14 protein-coding genes are annotated in these 14572 nt (G+C 69.4%); 7 read left to right on the forward strand and 7 right to left on the reverse strand.

Annotated elements, in window-relative coordinates:
- Positions 1-4: 4 nt before the first annotated feature.
- Entirely contained in the window at positions 5-1024 is a 1020-nt protein-coding gene (locus ACYVOK_RS31550) for a methyltransferase (protein WP_460666233.1), read from the reverse strand.
- Between the two features lie 88 nt (positions 1025-1112).
- Between ACYVOK_RS31550 and ACYVOK_RS31555 the strand changes: the two genes are divergently transcribed.
- Positions 1113-2255 carry a LuxR C-terminal-related transcriptional regulator gene (locus ACYVOK_RS31555; RefSeq protein ID WP_460666234.1) on the forward strand — a complete coding sequence of 381 codons (1143 nt, stop codon included), beginning with the start codon at positions 1113-1115 and terminating at the stop codon, positions 2253-2255.
- Positions 2256-2395: 140 nt separating this feature from the next.
- Complete coding sequence (locus ACYVOK_RS31560) at positions 2396-3337, forward strand: zinc metalloprotease (RefSeq protein WP_460666235.1); 942 nt, start codon at positions 2396-2398, stop codon at positions 3335-3337.
- A gap of 48 nt (positions 3338-3385) precedes the next feature.
- On the opposite strand, the gene ACYVOK_RS31565 is transcribed toward ACYVOK_RS31560, so the two are convergent.
- The gene (locus tag ACYVOK_RS31565; protein ID WP_460666236.1) at positions 3386-5059 is read right to left on the reverse strand and encodes an alpha-amylase family protein; all 1674 of its coding nucleotides are present in this window, start codon (positions 5057-5059) and stop codon (positions 3386-3388) included.
- 82 nt (positions 5060-5141) lie between these two features.
- Here ACYVOK_RS31565 and ACYVOK_RS31570 point away from each other — a divergent pair, with 82 nt between their 5' ends.
- The 3 genes from ACYVOK_RS31570 (at position 5142) to ACYVOK_RS31580 (ending at position 8260) form a co-directional block, all read left to right on the forward strand.
- Positions 5142-5912, forward strand: a complete 771-nt coding sequence (locus ACYVOK_RS31570; protein WP_460666237.1) for a S1 family peptidase — start codon at positions 5142-5144, stop codon at positions 5910-5912.
- A 114-nt stretch (positions 5913-6026) separates the two neighbouring features.
- A complete protein-coding gene (locus tag ACYVOK_RS31575; protein WP_460666238.1) occupies positions 6027-7607 on the forward strand; it encodes a flavin monoamine oxidase family protein in 1581 nt (526 codons plus the stop codon).
- Positions 7604-8260 carry a Rid family hydrolase gene (locus ACYVOK_RS31580; protein ID WP_460666239.1) on the forward strand — a complete coding sequence of 219 codons (657 nt, stop codon included), beginning with the start codon at positions 7604-7606 and terminating at the stop codon, positions 8258-8260. Before ACYVOK_RS31575 ends, ACYVOK_RS31580 begins: the two co-directional genes overlap by 4 nt.
- Positions 8261-8303: 43 nt before the next feature.
- Here ACYVOK_RS31580 and ACYVOK_RS31585 read toward each other — a convergent pair whose 3' ends face one another.
- From ACYVOK_RS31585 to ACYVOK_RS31600, 4 genes are all read right to left on the reverse strand, one after another.
- On the reverse strand, positions 8304-8528 hold the full coding sequence (locus ACYVOK_RS31585; RefSeq protein ID WP_460666240.1) for a hypothetical protein: 225 nt from the start codon (positions 8526-8528) through the stop codon (positions 8304-8306).
- 37 nt (positions 8529-8565) lie between these two features.
- Positions 8566-10134 carry a malate synthase A gene (gene aceB / locus ACYVOK_RS31590; protein WP_460666241.1) on the reverse strand — a complete coding sequence of 523 codons (1569 nt, stop codon included), beginning with the start codon at positions 10132-10134 and terminating at the stop codon, positions 8566-8568.
- Positions 10135-10241: 107 nt separating this feature from the next.
- Positions 10242-11114: an LLM class F420-dependent oxidoreductase gene (locus ACYVOK_RS31595; RefSeq protein ID WP_460666242.1), complete on the reverse strand. Its 873-nt coding sequence runs from the start codon at positions 11112-11114 to the stop codon at positions 10242-10244.
- Entirely contained in the window at positions 11111-11662 is a 552-nt protein-coding gene (locus ACYVOK_RS31600; RefSeq protein WP_460666350.1) for a TetR/AcrR family transcriptional regulator, read from the reverse strand. Before ACYVOK_RS31600 ends, ACYVOK_RS31595 begins: the two co-directional genes overlap by 4 nt.
- Positions 11663-11743: 81 nt before the next feature.
- Here ACYVOK_RS31600 and ACYVOK_RS31605 point away from each other — a divergent pair, with 81 nt between their 5' ends.
- A complete protein-coding gene (locus ACYVOK_RS31605; RefSeq protein ID WP_460666243.1) occupies positions 11744-12805 on the forward strand; it encodes a glycosyltransferase family 2 protein in 1062 nt (353 codons plus the stop codon).
- Positions 12729-13991: a hypothetical protein gene (locus ACYVOK_RS31610; protein WP_460666244.1), complete on the forward strand. Its 1263-nt coding sequence runs from the start codon at positions 12729-12731 to the stop codon at positions 13989-13991. The genes ACYVOK_RS31605 and ACYVOK_RS31610 overlap by 77 nt, the downstream gene beginning before the upstream one ends.
- Here the strand turns inward: ACYVOK_RS31610 and ACYVOK_RS31615 are convergent.
- The gene (locus ACYVOK_RS31615) at positions 13962-14531 is read right to left on the reverse strand and encodes a TIGR03086 family metal-binding protein (RefSeq protein WP_460666245.1); all 570 of its coding nucleotides are present in this window, start codon (positions 14529-14531) and stop codon (positions 13962-13964) included. The genes ACYVOK_RS31610 and ACYVOK_RS31615 overlap by 30 nt on opposite strands.
- Between the last annotated feature and the right edge of the window lie 41 nt (positions 14532-14572).

The following is a 14572-nucleotide window of genomic DNA, read 5'->3' on the forward strand; positions in this document are numbered from 1 at the left end:
CGCGTCACACCGCCTCGGCTGTGACCAGGCTGATCGGTCCGGCGAGCGGTCTGTGCCCGGTCGGCTTCCAGCCGGTAGCCGTCAGCCAGCTCGCGCCTTCCTCCGCGCTGTAGACGTCTCCGTCGTTGACATGGACAGCGAACTCGCCGGCCATCAGCGCGGCTGCGAGCGGCTGGGTGTGGGTCGGGTCGGTCCAGAAGTCGGCGAGCAGCAGGTGAGCACCGGGGTCGGCTGCTCCCCGAATCCGGCTCAGGATCGACTGATTCGTCTCCGGCGTGTAGTAGTGCACCACGTTGGCGAGCAGGAACGCGTCGTACCCGCGTGGCAGGTCGTCGGTGAGGACGTCACCCGCGCGGACGTCGATGCGGGCGGAGTATGGCGTAGTGCGCAACTGGTCCTGCGCGACGGCGGCGACGTCGGGGAGTTCGAAGACGGTTGCGGTCAGGGTCGGGTCGGCCGCTGCCAAGGCGATCACCCAGGAGCCGGTGCCGCCGCCGATGTCCAGCACCCGGCTCCCGGGCGGCAGCGCGGCCGCCTCTGGAAGAGCGTGACAAGCGGCAGCAGTGGCGGCAGCGATACCGGCCGACATGATCGGGACCAACTCGTCGTCGATCTCGAAGATCTCGTGGGCCGGCCGGCCGCGCCCGAGTGCCCCGGCGAGATCCTGCCAGGCGGGGTAGCTCAACCGATCCCAGAACCTGAGCAGGGGCCGGAGATCGGCTGGAGTCGCCCCGGACAGGAAGGCGGCCGTCACCGGACTGTTCGCGTAGCGGTCGCCGTCGCGTTCCAGCAGGCCGAGCGCGACCATGGCGTCCGCGCTGATGCGCGCCGTACGCCGGGTCAGGCCCGTCCGGGCGGCGAGCCCGGCGAGATCCACCGGGCCTTCGCCCAGCGCCTCGAACAGGCCGAGCTCGCTGGCCGCGAACAGGTGCTTGCTGATCATGAAGCCCTGCGCGATCTCGAAGATGCGGCTCGGCGTCACGTCCTGGAGTGCCCCCGCGGGGGCCGCGTCTGTGGTCGTCATGCGTTCAGCCTGCGCAGCGGCTTCTTGCCGCCGCCATCCCACGATTCTGGGGGTGCCACGGCGGAACGACGCGCCGTACGCTCCAAGGGTGACCACCGGTGGTTTGGTGCCGCGGGTCCGGGACGAGATCCAGCGGCTCGGCGGCGACGGGCTGACCTGGGTGGACCTCGGGGCCGCCGTCGCCGACGTGCTCGCGACGGCCATCCCGTTCGACGCCTACTGCTGCCACACGGTCGACCCCGGAACCATCCTGTTCACCGGCAGCCTGAACCGGAACGTCGGCTGCTCGGGATCGTGGCTGGCCCATCACGAGTACGTCGTCGAGGACGTCAACAAGTGGTCCTTCCTGGCCCACAGCGGCCGGATCGCCGGCGCCACCAGCCTCGACACCCACGGCGACCTGTCCCGCTCGACCCGGCACCGCTCCCACCAGACCTACGGCTTCGGTGACGAACTGCGCGTCTCGCTGGTTGCCGATGGCATCTACTGGGGAGCGGCGGCCTTCCTCCGCCGCGCCGGCGAGCCGTGGTTCACCGAGGCCGACGTGCGGACGCTGGCCATGCTGGCTCCGCTGATGGCGGCCGGACTGCGACGTGCGCTGCTGGCGCAGCCGATCTCGCCGTCCGGCGGAGGTCCGCTCGACCACGGTCCAGGGGTGGTCGTCTTCGACGAGTACGGCGAACCGGAGTCGATCTCGGGCGCCGCGGAGCGGTGGATCGGCGAGATCATCGAAGAGCCGCCACCCAGTACGCCCAGCGAGTCGAAGACGGTGCAGGCGATCGCCGCCCGCGCTCGCGCCATCGCGCCAGGCACCGACCCTCTCGAGTTGGCGGCCCGGGCCCGCGTCCGCACCCGCTCCGGCAGTTGGCTGATGTTGTACGGGACGCGGCTCGGCGCGGACGCCGGCCGGACCGCGGTGGTCATCCATCCCGCCACCCCGCAGGACGTCGCGCCGGTGATCGCGCTGTCCTACGGCCTGACCGAGCGGGAGTGCCAGGTGGCGATGCAGTGCGTCCGCGGCCGGGTGACGAAGGAGATCGCCCGCGCCCTGACGATGTCGCCGTACACGGTGCAGGACCACCTCAAGTCCATCTTCGCCAAGACCGGTGTCCGCAGCCGGGGTGAGCTGGTCGGACAGATCTTCCTCGACCACTACGCGACCCGGTGGGAGGCACCGGCGGCTGCGGCACGCGGCCTGCTGGTCCGCGGCATCTCGCCCGACGGAACCTGACGCCGCGACTCGAGCACCGAAGGTTTTCCCTACACCACGGGAAATTTCCCGGTGATCGCTTCCGTCGCAGGGAAGTTGTTGCGCAGGATGCCGGGCAACCGGCCGCCCGCCCCGCGGCCCGACCCCGGAGGAGCGCAGGTATGCGATCTTTCATCACCCGTCCCCGAGCCCTGGCGGTCCTGCTGGCCGGTACGGCGCTCACCTTCAGCCCACTCGGCGGTCAGGCGACGGCGCAGTTGCCGATCGACCAGTTGCCCTCGGCCGACTGTCTCGTCCCGGAAGGCTCCGCCGCGAGGGGCGGTCCCGGCCCGGACACCCGCGAGGTGTCGCCCGCCGAGCAGAAGGCGATCGAGGCCCGGACCGCCCAGATCCTGAAGGCCAAGGCCGCCCGTGGGATCGGCGTTCCGCAGGGTGCGCTGGCGGCCGCGAACGTCCCGGTGTACGTGCACGTGATGCGCGATGCGGCCGGCAACGGCGACGTCACCGACACCCAGATCGCGCAGCAGATCGCCGTCCTGAACAAGACGTTCGCCGGCCAGGAGTCGTCGGCCGCCGCGAACACCGGCTTCACCTTCACGCTGGCCGGCACGTTCCGCTACAACAACAACAACTGGCACAAGGACAAGCAGAGCAGCACGTACCGCAAGCAGACCCGCAAGGGCGGTGCGAACGCGCTGAACATCTGGCTGGTCGACTTCGCCTACCTCGGGATCGCGACGTTCCCGTGGGACTACGACCGCAACCCGGGCGTCGACGGCATCCGGGTGCACTACGACTCGCTGCCGGGCGGCGGCATCGCCAACTACAACCTCGGTGAGACTGCGACCCACGAGGCCGGCCACTGGTTCGGGCTGTACCACACGTTCCAGGGCGGTTGCACCGCGACGAACGACGAGGTCGCGGACACCCCGGCGCAGAGCAGCGCCACGAACGGTTGCCCGGAGGGCCGCGACTCCTGCTCGCTGCCGGGCCTCGACCCGATCCACAACTACATGGACTACTCGTACGACTCCTGCTACAACCAGTTCACGCCCGACCAGAGCACCCGCATCAGCAACATGTGGACGGCCTACAGGGCCTAGCCTCTGAGACGTGGTCACCCCGGCATGCGTGGCCGGGGTGACCACCTTTTACACGATGTAGCGGTCGCCGGGCCGGATGATCCGGAGCCAGCGAGAGCCGTACGGCTCGAGGTCGAGTTCCATCACGCCGTCCTCGCGGACGGTCGCCGTACCGTCCTGCAGAAGGTCGACGGCCTGGACGCCGACGCCGGTGCCGCCCACCGCGAGCGTCACGTGCGCGGGCTGGTCGGCGAAGTTGTGTACGGCGACGATGCTGCCGCTCTCGTAGTCCGAGCGATGGGCGAACACCGACGGCGACTCGTGCTCGAGCACGGTGCAGTCGCCCCAGGAGAGCTCCGGGCACTCGCGGTAGCGCCGGATCAGCAGTTTGATCCAGTTGAGCAACGAGTCGGGATCGCGACGCTGGGCCGCGACGTTGACGTGCTCCGGGCTGTAGTCACCCTCGGGCAGCGGAGTGGCCAGGTCGTTCGGGTCCGCGGTCGAGAACCCGCCGTTCGCGTCCGCGGTCCACTGCATCGGCGTACGGACGGCGTTCCGGCCTTCCACCGCGAGGTTCTCACCCATACCGATCTCCTCGCCGTAGAACAGCACCGGCGTACCGGGCAGGGAGAACAGCAGGCTGTAGACCATCTTCAGCCGGGCGGGGTCGTTGCCGAGCATCGGCGGCAGCCGGCGGCGCAGGCCGCGGCCGTACAGCTGCATGCTCTCCTCGGGCCCGAAGGCGTCGAAGACCTCCTGCCGTTCCTCGTCGGAGAGCTTGTCAAGGGTGAGTTCGTCGTGGTTGCGCACGAACGTGCCCCACTGCGCCTCCTCCGGCGGATCCGGACGCTCCCGCAACGCCTTCACCAGTTCGGCCGGATCGTTGCGCGCCAGCGACAGGTAGAGCCGCTGCATCACGACGAAGTCGAACGACATGGTCAGCTCGTCGCCGTCCTCGTCACCGAAGAAGCGCCGCGTCTCCTTGTAGGGCAGGTTGACCTCGCCCAGCAGGATCGCCTGACCGGTCCGCCGGGACAGGAAGGCGCGCAGGTCCCGCAGGTAGTCGTGCGGATCCGGCAGCTCGGCGGCGTCGAGCGAACCTGCCGGGTCGATCAGGAACGGTACGGCGTCCACCCGGAACCCGGACAGCCCCAGCCGCAGCCAGAAGCCGATCACCCGCATGATCTCCTCGCGCACCGCCGGGTTCGTGATGTCGAGATCCGGCTGGTGCTTGTAGAACCTGTGCAGGTAGTACTGCCCGGCCTGCTCGTCGTACTGCCAGAGACTGGTCTCCTGGTCCGGGAACACGATGCCCTTGTCCCCGTCCGCCGGCGGTTCGTCCCGCCAGACGTACCAGTCCCGGTACGGCGACTGCCGCGAGGCCCGCGCGCTCTGGAACCACGGATGCTTGTCGGAGGTGTGGTTGACGACCAGGTCGGCGATCACCCGCATACCCCGGTCGTGTGCGAGCGTGATCAGCTCGACCAGGTCGCCGTGGGTGCCCAGCCGCGGGTCGACGCCGTAGAAGTCGGTGATGTCGTAGCCGTCGTCGCGGTCCGGGGTCGGATAGAACGGCATCAGCCACAGGCACGTCACCCCCAGTTCGGCGAGGTGATCGATCCGCTGGCTCACGCCGCGCAGATCACCGCGCCCGTCGCCGTCGGTGTCGAAGAAGGCCTCGACATCGAGGCAGTACACGACCGCGTTCTTCCACCAAACGTCCGCTGTCTCGGTCAGCCTCATGCTCCTCCCAGTCCCCATCGCCGGAAGGAATACACGGTCACCGATTGCTCATCGAGCGATTACGTGCAGTAAGTTCGGCGGCATGTTCAAACGTGCTGCCGTCCTTGCCGGGATCCTCGTGCTGGTGTCCGCCGGGGCGGTGTCCGCCTCGGTCGACAAACGGCTGATCGTCGGCGGGACCCTGGCGAGCGTCAGCGAGGCACCGTGGGCGGTGGCGTTGACGAACTCACAGTCGGCGCGGGCGACCGGGCGGTGGTGCGGTGGCGCGCTGGTCGCGCCGGACAAGGTGCTGACGGCCGCGCACTGCATGACGAAACCGCTGTCGACGTACACCGCGATCCAGGGCCGGGCCGATCTCACCGACACCTCGACCGGACGCGTGTCCGGGATCAGCAAGGTGTGGATCCATCCCGGTTACAACACGAAGAACAACCGCAACGACTTCGCGATCCTCACCCTGGCCCGGCCGTTCACGCAGGTCCCGGTGATCGCGCTCGAGACCGACCCGAAGGCGGATCGGAAGGGTGCCGTACCGACGGTCTACGGCTGGGGCGACACGGCGGACACCGGGCCGGACGACACGCTGCAGAAGGTCGCCGTACCCGATCTCGGTGACGCCGCCTGCCTGGCGAACAAGGAGTACGTCGCCAACGGGTACGCCGCCGCCTCGAACGTCTGCGCCGGCAACGGCACCGGTGACGCCTGCCAGGGCGACTCCGGCGGCCCTCTCGTCCTCAACGGCCGCCTGCTCGCCACCGTCTCCTGGGGCAAGGGCTGCGCCGACCCGGCCTACCCCGGCGTCTACGCCGAGATCGCCGCTGCCGCCAAGACGCTGCGGCAACAGGTTCGTTAACCGGAAACATACCTGTCAGTTCCGATCCCAGGTCGTCACCGCGCGGACACGGCGGGAAAACATCAAGTCCTTACCTTTCTGGTCAGCTACCCCGTTGCCCAGTGAGGAGAAGGCATGGCGCAAACCAGACGTCAGTTCCTGCAGCAGGTCGGTATCACCGGTGGGGCCGGTGTCCTGTACTCCACGATGTCGGCGCTCGGCCTCACGGGCGCCGCCGGAACTCCCGCGTACGCCGCCCCGTCGCGGGTCGAACTGAACGGCCGCGGCAAACACGTCGTCGTCCTCGGTGCGGGCATCGCCGGGCTGACCTCGGCGTACGAGCTGCTCAAAGGCGGGTACAAGGTCACCCTGCTGGAGGCCCGCAAACGCCCAGGCGGCCGGAACTGGACGGTGCGCGGCGGCACCACCGAGACCGACCTGGCCGGGCACACCCAGCGGGGACGGTTCTCCGCCGGGGAGTACATGAACGCCGGCCCGGCCCGCATCCCGCAGCACCATGTCACCCTGGACTACTGCCGTGAACTGGGCGTCGCGATCGAGCCGTTCGTCAACCAGAACGCCGACGCCTACCTGTACCGCGAAGGCAGCACCGCCCTGTCCAACCGGCCGATCCGGCACCGCACCGCCAAGGCCGACGTCTACGGCTACGTGTCCGAACTGCTCGCCAAGGCGACCGATCAAGGTGCCCTGGACAGCTACCTGACCGCGACCGACAAGCAGGCGCTGATCGGTTTCCTGACCAGTTTCGGTGCCATCGGCAACAAGGCGAGCGGTTTCCGGTACACCGGCACCGACGGCCGGCGCGGCTACGAGGTCGAGCCCGGGGCGGGACTGGAGGGCGGTACGACGGCCGCGCCGTACGCCCTGAGCGACGTCTTCGCCAGCGGGGTCGGCAACTACTTCTCGTTCGAGTTCGGCTGGGACCAGGCGATGATGATGTTCCAGCCGGTCGGCGGGATGGACCGGATCCCGTACGCGTTCGAGCAGGCGATCGGCCGGGAGAAGATCCAGTACGGCGCCGAGGTGCTCGGACTGCGCAACACCACGACCGGCGTCGAGGTCACCTACACGACCGGGGCACGGCCGCGGGCGCTGACCGCAGACTTCGCCATCTGCACACTGCCGCCGCACCTTGCCGCGAAGGTCCCGTCCAACCTGCCGGCCGACATCGTCGCCGCGCTGCGGTACGCGCGACCGACCAACGCCGGCAAGATCGGCATCGAGTACGGTCGCCGCTGGTGGGAGGAGGACCTGCGCATCTACGGCGGGATCACCAACAGCAACCTGGACACCGTCAACACCTGGTACCCGTCGAGCGGCTTCCACGGCAAGCGCGGGACGGTGATCGGCTACTACAACACCGGCGCCAACGCCAACGCGTACGGCGCCCTGGCCCCGGCGGCCCGGCTGGAGCGAGCGATTGCCCAGGGCACCAAGATCCACGGCGACGTGTACGGCAAGGACGTCGAGGCCGCGTTCTCGGTGAACTGGCAGGGCACCAAGTACTCCGAAGCGGCCTGGGTCGGCTGGCCGTCCCAGACCGACGGGGTCTACGCGAAACTGCTCGATGCCACCGGCAACATCTACTTCGCCGGTGACCACCTGTCCCACGCCATCGCCTGGCAGCACGGTGCGATGACGTCCGCCCGGGCGACCGTGACCGCCCTGCACAGCCGGGTGGTGGCGAGCCGATGAAGAAGACCCGTCTGATCGCCGGAGTCGTCGCTGTCGTCGTGTCGTTCGCCGCGGGCGCGGGCACCGCCGCGGGCTGGTGGGACAAGCCGAAACCGCCACGTCCCGGCACCGTCGAACCGGCACTGCCCGCCGGCCAGTCCAACCCGATGATCGCCACCGGCGTCGCGATCGGCGCCAACACACCGATCTACAAGACCAGCGGACTCGGACCGTCCGCACTCAACACGAGTGCTCCGGCCGGATCGGAAGCGTCGTACATCGACACCGCGGTCTTCCCCGGCGGCGTGCTGCCGGCCGGCGTCACGATCACCGAAGCCCAGGGCATCAACGTGTTGCGGCGGATCGGCGAGAACCTGCAGGCCCGGGGTCTCTCGTACGCCGACGTCTACACGATGCGCGTCTTCCTGCAGAACCCCGCCGGCGCCGCCACCGCCGACTTCGCCGGCTGGAATCGCGCGTACCGGCAGTACTTCGCCAACACCGACCTGACCACGGGCGCCTATGTCCCGGTCCCCCTCGGTACGGCGCCGCCCGCGAAACCGTTTGTGGTCAACTCGTCCCGCCCGTCCCGGTTCGCCCTCGAGATCGAGAACCTCCCCGTCAACGGCTGGCTCGTCGAGGTCGAGGTCGACGCGGCGTACCCGTCACGCTGACGGTCCCGGATGCCCTGGTGGATCCGCCAGGGCATCCGGCCGTCTACAGCACCGCGCCCCGCGGCGCGACCTCCAGCGCGGCAACACCCCGCGCGAACAACACGACAAGCCGGCCGCCGTGCCTGCACCGCAGCACGCCGCCGTCGTCGGTCAAGGCCGCGACGGCGTGCTCGACGGCGTCCTCGTCATCGACCGCCCCCGGATCCTCGTAGCTGACATCGAACTGGTCACCGCTCACAAGCCGGACGCGCAACACGACATTGACCATGCACGCAGCCTAGGCGCTCCGCTACGTTCTCGCCCGCTCACGGCATGCGTTCGTACGCCGGGAGGGTGAGGAAGTCGACGTAGTCGTCGTCCAGGGCGGTTTCGAGGAAGAGTTCGCGGGCCGCCTTGAAGCGCTCGGGGTCTCCGCCGAGCTTGGCGATCTCCTCGTCGGCGATGCGGTGGACCAGGTCGGTCGTGACGGTGTCGCCGGTGTCGAGGACCACCTGGTTCTGGCGCCACTGCCAGATCTGGGAGCGGGAGATCTCGGCGGTGGCGGCGTCCTCCATCAGGTTGAAGATGCCGACCGCGCCGGTGCCTTCCAGCCAGGCGGCCAGGTACTGGATCGCGACGCTGACGTTGTTGCGCAGCCCGGCCTCGGTCACCTCACCCGGCGTCGACGCGACGTCGAGCAGGTCCGCGGCCGTGACGGACACGTCCTCGCGCAGCTTGTCCAGCTGGTTGGGGCGGTCGCCGAGCACCGCGTCGAAGACCGCCTTGCAGGTCTCGACCATGCCGGGGTGCGCGACCCACGACCCGTCGAAACCGTCACCGGCCTCGCGCCGCTTGTCCGCCTCGACCTTCGCGAACGCCTGTTCGTTCACCGCCGGGTCCTTGCTCGGGATGAACGCCGCCATCCCGCCGATCGCGTGCGCGCCGCGCTTGTGGCAGGTGCGGACCAGCAGTTCGGTGTAGGCGCGCATGAACGGGACTGTCATGGTGACGCTGTTGCGGTCCGGCAGCTGGAAGTCCGTGCCCCGCGTCCGGTGGGTCTTGATCACGCTGAACATGTAGTCCCAGCGGCCGGCGTTCAGCCCGGCCGAATGCTCGCGCAGCTCGTAGAGGATCTCCTCCATCTCGAACGCGGCCGGGTAGGTCTCGATCAGCACGGTCGCCCGGATGGTTCCGCGCGGGATGCCGAGGTACTCCTGCGCGGTGACGAAGACGTCGTTCCAGAGCCGCGCCTCGAGGTGCGACTCCATCTTCGGCAGGTAGAAGTACGGACCCTGGCCGCGGTCGAGCTGCAGCTGTCCACAGGTGGCGAGGTACAGCGCGAAGTCGACCAGCGAGCCGGACACCCGCTCGCCGTCGACCAGGAGGTGCTTCTCCGGCAGATGCCAGCCGCGCGGCCGGACCACGATCGTGGCCAGCTCCTCGTCCGGCTTCAACTCGTACGACTTGGTCTCGGTGCTGAAGTCGATCCGCCGGGTGATCGCGTCGAGCAGGTTGAGCTGGCCGCCGATCACGTTCTCCCACAGTGGGGTGTTCGCGTCCTCCTGGTCGGCCAGCCACACCCTGGCGCCGGAGTTCAGCGCGTTGATCGTCATCTTCCGGTCGGTCGGCCCGGTGATCTCGACCCGCCGGTCGACCAGGCCGGGCGCCGCCGGGGCGACCCGCCAGTCCGGGTCGTCCCGCACCTCCTTCGTCTCCGGCAGGAACCCGAGCGACGCCCCGCCCGCGATCTCCGCCACCCGCTGCTGCCGGCGCTCGAGCAGTTCGAGCCGGCGCGCGCCGTACTCCCGGTGCAACGTCTCGATCAGCCCGAGGGCGCGCTCGGTGAGGATCTCGTCGTACCGCTCGTTCATCGGCCCGGTGACGTCGACAGACACTGAAGGCTCCTTTGGCTGACTACCACGACTTCGTGATCGGCTCTCCCTCCGACCGTAATCCAGCCGTCCTCAACCTTCACCCCCGCCTCCACCCCGCGGCCTGACAGCTAGTCCGACGCCGCCGAGCTCAGGACCGGTAAGACGTCGCGGAGTACCGCGGCGTGGTCTTCGGGGTGTTCGAGGCCGAGCTTCATGGTGTTGACGGCCAGGTGGGTGGCGCCCAGGGCGCGCCAGCCGTCGATGAAGGCGGGCCAGTCTCGCTCGGGGACCTCGGCCAGGGTGAGGCGGGGTTCGATGCCGATGGTGGCCGGGTCGCGGCCGGCTTCGGCGGCGTACGACCGGAGGCGTTCGACCCGGGCCTTGGTCTCGGCGTCCGGACCGGTCTGCGGCATCCAGCCATCACCGATCCGGCCGGTACGGCGAAGTACGGCGTCCGCGCCGCCGCCGAACCAGATCGGGATCTGCCGCCCCGGCAACGGGTTGAGCCCGGCCTCCTCGATCTGGTGGAACCTGCCGTCGTACGAGATGACCGGCTCGGCCCACAGCCGCCGCAGTACGTCCACCTGCTCTTCCAGCAACGCGCCGCGCTGCCGGAACGGTACGCCGAGCGCCTGGTACTCGACCTGGTTCCAGCCGATGCCGACACCGAGCCGCAGCCGGCCGCCGCTCAGCACGTCGACCTCCGCCGCCTGCTTGGCCACGAGGGCCGTCTGACGCTGCGGCAGGACGAGTACGCCGGTCACCAACTCCACCGAGCTCGTGATCGCCGCGAGGTAGCCGAACAGGACGAAAACCTCGTGAAACAAGGACTTGTCGGTGTATCCGGTCCACCCGGGCCGGTTCGCCGGGTCGGCACCCAGCACGTGGTCGTACGCGTGCACGTGGGTGTAGCCGGCCTGCTCGACGGTCGTCGCCCAGTCGCGGACGACGGCCGGATCCGCACCGATCTCGAGTTGGGGAAAGACAGCGCCGATCTTCACTTGGCCTCCGGTAGCAGGTCGATAAGTCCTCGGACGGCGAGCTCGAACGGCTCGTCGGAGTTCGCCGCGCGGGCCAGCACGTAGCCGCCCTGCAGTACGGCGGCGATCGTCGCCGCGGTCCGATCCGGGTCGAGGGACTCCGGGTACTCGCCTTTGCGTTTGCCCTCGGCAACGATCTCCGCGAGCCGGCCGCGCAACCAGCGGAACGTCTCGTCCACCGGCGCCCGCAACCGCGGATCCGCCATCACGTCCGGGTCCGCGGTCAGCCGCCCGATCCGGCAACCGCGCAGCACGTCCCGGTCCCGCTGGAGGTAACGGGAGATCCGCTCGGTCGCCGTACCGGGCCGCCCGAACTGCTCGTCGGCCGCCTGCCGCAACTCCGCGGCCGACCGCTCCATCGCGGCCTTCGCCAACTCCGCCTTGCCGCTGAAGTGGTGGTACATGCTGCCCTGGCCGGCATCGGCAGCCCGCTGGATCGCCTTCGGACTCGTGCCGACGTACCCGCGCTCCCACAGCAGTTCCTGCGTGCTGCGGATCAAGCGCTCCATTGTTTCCACCCCGTGAATTGTACCTACCGACAGGTACACCGGATGGCCGCTTGTTGGCGGGGACCGATAGTCTCGGGCGCCATGAGCACCCGGGTCGCCATCGCGGTCATCACCTTCCGGCGGCCTGCTCTGTTGCGTGCTCTGCTGACCAGCCTGGAGGCGCAGGAACTGCCCGAGGATTCCGATTACGCGGTCCGGATCGTGGTGGTCGACAACGACGCGGACGGTTCGGCGGCCCGGGTGATCGAGGAGTTCGGCGGCGGTACGCCGTACCCGATCGAATCCGTGGTCGAGCCGGAGCCGGGCATCCCGTTCGCGCGGGAGAAGTCGGTCGAACTGTGCTGGGACGACGACGCGCTGATCTTCGTGGACGACGACGAGATAGCGCCACCCAACTGGCTGGCGACCCTCCTGCACGCCTGGGAGGCATCCGGTGCCGACGTTGTCACCGGCCCGGTGAAGGGCAACCTGCCGCCCGGCGCGCCGGCCTGGAACCACTACAGCGACGTGCACGACTCGACCGGCAGGCACACCACCGGCGAGGAACTGCGCAAGGCGTACACGAACAACACCCTGGTGAGCCGGCGGGTCTACCACGCGATCACGCCCGGGTTCCATCCCGCGTTCCGCTACACCGGCTCCAGCGACCTGCACTTCTTCCTGCGCGTGCACCGGGCCGGGTTCCGGATCGTCTGGTGCGAGGAGGCGTGGATCGCCGAGGAGGTGCCGGCCGCACGGACGACGCTGCGCTGGCTGGTACGCCGGGCGTTCCGGTCCGGCAGCGGGGACACGATCAGCCGGCTGCTGATCCGGCCGGGCGCGGTCAGTTACCTGCTCGTCCTGGCCTATGCTTCGGCGCGGGTGGTCTCGGCAATCGGGTTCGCCCTCGCCGGGCTGCTGCTCGGCCGGAAGACGCACCTGCTGAAGGCAGTCCGCCGGTTCTTCTCGGGCGTCGGTAGTCTCGCCGGGATAGTAGGGATCAACCATGACGAGTACCGGGAACGGCACGGAGCCGAATCCAGGGCCGAATCCAGGGCCGAGCAGGGGGCCGAACACAGGTCCGACGGTGGCGGGCCTGTGCCGGGCGATCTGGCAGGTGGAGCGGGAGCTGAGTCTGCTCGACTGGCGGATCGGCGCCGTTAGCCCCTGGCCGGTCATCCGGATGCGCGTCTTCCACGAGCTGACCCGGCGCACCGGCATCCACGGCGCTCCGCATCCGGTACGACGTACGCAGTACGACAAAGCGCGTCTCGTCGCGCGGCACCTGACCGGCCTGGTCACCCGCAACCCGTTCTTCGGCTCGTACGACGCGCTGGTCGTACCGCATCCGCGGAAACCGGGCGGTGTCGAGATCTACACCGACGAACTCCGCCGGGCCCTCGGCCCGAACGCGCTGATCCTGGATTCGGGGATCAACGGGACGCCGCTCCCCGGCAGCCGGAACCTCGACTTCTTCACCTCCGCCGCCGGCGCGGTGCACAAGCGGCAGGCCGACGATCGCGGCATCGGTCGCGCGCTGCGGGAACTGACCGGTGTCTCGGTGCCGGTCGGTGCGTTGCTGGCCCGGGAGGTGCCCAAGCATCTGCGACTGCGGGCGCTTTATCGCGCGTTGTTGCGGAAGCACCGGATCGAGACGGTGTACGTCGTGGTCGCGTACTTCCACCAGCACATCGTCGGGGCGGCCCGCGACCTCGGGATCCGGGTGGTCGAACTCCAGCACGGCGCGATCAGCCCGTTCCACCTCGGCTACAGCTACCCGGGTCGTCCGGCGGTGGCCGACCAGCCGGACGAGCTCTGGTGCTTCGGCTCCTACTGGACCGACGTCGCGGACCTTCCGGCCGGGATGAGTACGTCGGTGATCGGGGCGTCGTACCTGCCCACGGCCGCGCCGAAGGACCCGAAGCTGGTGGTGTTCCTGTCCCAGGGCACCATCGGCGCCGAGTTGCTGCATGTGGCGGAGTCGGTGGCCAAGGAGCACCCGTCGCTGGATGTCGTCTTCCGGCCGCATCCGAGCGAGCGGGCGGCCGACTACACGATCCCGGCAGGCGTCCGCCTCTCCACCGAGGGCAACACGCTGGACCTCCTCGCCTCGGCCACCTACCAGGTCGGGGTGTCCACGACGGCTTTGTTCGAGGGTATGGCGCTCGGCTGCCGTACGGCGGTGGCGAACCTGCCAGGCCACGAGTACCTCGAGCGGCCGATCAGCCGTGGCCACGCCCTGCTGATGACCAACCCGACGCAGCTGACGAGCGCGCCGCTCTGCTCGGCGCCCGCGGAGTACTACGCGCCGAGCGATCTCTCAGGGCTGACGCCCGATCAGACCGAGTAGGCGGTCCTGGAGCGGAGCGTCCGGCGGGACCGCGACCTCCGGGCCGTAGACCTCGACACCTTCGCCGAAGGCACCCGGCGTACGGAACTTCTCCATCACGTCCGGAGGAATCGCCACCGCGGCGGCCCAGAGCCGCTCCACGTCGACCGGGTCCATCGTCTCGTCCTGGCCGGTCGCGCGGGCCAGGTCCCAGCCGTGCAGGACCAGGTCGTCGGAGACCACCTGGTCGATGTGCTGCTCGGCCGTCATCCGGCCGGTCGGCGTGTCCGTCTCGGTGAGAGCGAGCACCGGGTCGTCGAGCACCTCCTCGACCGCCGCGCGCGCCTCCTGGAACGCGGTCAGCGGGTCGTCGGCCGGCTCCAGCTTCCGGGCCACCGGCATCAGCATGACGCCGTGCATCATCACGACGTGGTCGACCACGTCCCGGGCCGTCCACTTCTCGCACGGCGACTGGTTGGCCCACTGGTCCGGCTGTACCGCGGCGACCTTGCGCTCGAAGGCGTCGGCACGTCGCCGGTACCGCTCCGCGATCTCACCCATGTCCGCATGGTGCCGCCTCGGCGGTGGCGTGAAAAGAGCAG

This window comes from Kribbella swartbergensis, assembly GCF_054784135.1.

Bases quoted from the DNA above. Each gene is read 5' to 3' on its own strand.
- ACYVOK_RS31550 (WP_460666233.1), bottom strand. From the start codon at position 1,024: ATGACGACCACAGACGCGGCCCCCGCGGGGGCACTCCAGGACGTGACG.
- ACYVOK_RS31560 (WP_460666235.1), top strand. From the start codon at position 2,396: ATGCGATCTTTCATCACCCGTCCCCGAGCCCTGGCGGTCCTGCTGGCC.
- ACYVOK_RS31565 (WP_460666236.1), bottom strand. From the start codon at position 5,059: ATGAGGCTGACCGAGACAGCGGACGTTTGGTGGAAGAACGCGGTCGTG.
- ACYVOK_RS31570 (WP_460666237.1), top strand. From the start codon at position 5,142: ATGTTCAAACGTGCTGCCGTCCTTGCCGGGATCCTCGTGCTGGTGTCC.
- ACYVOK_RS31575 (WP_460666238.1), top strand. From the start codon at position 6,027: ATGGCGCAAACCAGACGTCAGTTCCTGCAGCAGGTCGGTATCACCGGT.
- ACYVOK_RS31580 (WP_460666239.1), top strand. From the start codon at position 7,604: ATGAAGAAGACCCGTCTGATCGCCGGAGTCGTCGCTGTCGTCGTGTCG.
- ACYVOK_RS31585 (WP_460666240.1), bottom strand. From the start codon at position 8,528: ATGGTCAATGTCGTGTTGCGCGTCCGGCTTGTGAGCGGTGACCAGTTC.
- ACYVOK_RS31600 (WP_460666350.1), bottom strand. From the start codon at position 11,662: ATGGAGCGCTTGATCCGCAGCACGCAGGAACTGCTGTGGGAGCGCGGG.
- ACYVOK_RS31605 (WP_460666243.1), top strand. From the start codon at position 11,744: ATGAGCACCCGGGTCGCCATCGCGGTCATCACCTTCCGGCGGCCTGCT.
- ACYVOK_RS31615 (WP_460666245.1), bottom strand. From the start codon at position 14,531: ATGGGTGAGATCGCGGAGCGGTACCGGCGACGTGCCGACGCCTTCGAG.